The organism is Pseudomonas sp. EL_65y_Pfl1_R83 (assembly GCF_963970695.1).
GTDB classification, from domain to species: domain Bacteria; phylum Pseudomonadota; class Gammaproteobacteria; order Pseudomonadales; family Pseudomonadaceae; genus Aquipseudomonas; species Aquipseudomonas tritici.
The window spans coordinates 1-931 of the sequence record NZ_CAXAQI010000050.1 but is presented as its reverse complement, the minus strand read 5'-3'; the positions used below and the strand labels follow the sequence as shown (position 1 = coordinate 931).

The 931-nt window shown below is 63.3% G+C and carries 1 protein-coding gene and 1 pseudogene; both read left to right on the top strand.

Going from position 1 to position 931, the window contains the following annotated elements; all coding sequences use genetic code 11:
* Positions 1-270, top strand: a 270-nt coding sequence (locus AACY08_RS27510; protein WP_339472262.1) for a hypothetical protein, incomplete at its 5' end; no start/stop codon positions are given.
* Between the two features lie 36 nt (positions 271-306).
* Positions 307-931, top strand: a pseudogene (gene istA, locus AACY08_RS27505) (IS21 family transposase); the annotation flags it as partial.

Here is a 931-nt window from a genome sequence, read left to right as displayed (position 1 = left end):
CACCAGATACTCGGTTGCTGGGCCAACATTTATTTTCGGGAGTGGGATGGTCGCGACCAAGTCGCGACGCAGGCCGCGGCGACCAAGCCCGGCCGCCCCGAAGCACGCCACACCATAACGCAGGCGGTCCTCGAGAAGACGAGCGATTGGGGCGAATATTACGCGGTCAGAAAGCCCACGGACATCAGGAACTGTGGATCGGCGTGCAAAAAGGACCCCCTTGGCGGGGTGATCGGCGTCCAAAAGGGACCCCTCATTTCGATGGTTTAGACAGCGGCCTGGGTATTCTCAGGCGGCGAGATCGGGATGTTGGTGGTGGAGACGGTGGTACGGATTCGGCGTGAGCACGCCGGTGGCAAGCCGATCAAGGAGATCGCGCGGGATCTGCGGTTGTCGCGCAAGGTAATCCGCAAGGCGATCAGGGCGCCGGAAGGCGCGTTCGATTATCATCGATCGGTGCAGCCGCTGCCTCGGATCGGACCGTTCCAGGAGCGGCTCGATACGCTGCTGGCCGAGAACGAGGCGCGGTCGCGGCGCGACCGGTTACGGATGACGCGAATCCACGATCTGCTGCTGCGCGAAGGCTTTGAGGGATCGTATGATGCGGTCCGGCGCTACGCCACGCGCTGGGCCGAGGCTCGGCGCAAAGACCCCGGCGTCGGCGTGGCGGCATTTATCCCGCTGCTGTTCAGGCAAGGCGAGGCGTACCAGTTCGACTGGAGCCACGAAGACGTGTAGATCTCGGGCAACCCCATAACATTAAAAATCTCCCACGTGCGGCTTTGCGCATCGCGGGCGGTCTATGTCCGGGCGTATCCGCGTGAGACGCAGGAGATGGTGTTTGACGCGCATGCGCGCGGCTTCGGCTTCTTCGGAGGGGTGCCGCTGCGCGGCATCTACGACAACATGAAGACCGCGGTGACGACGGTGT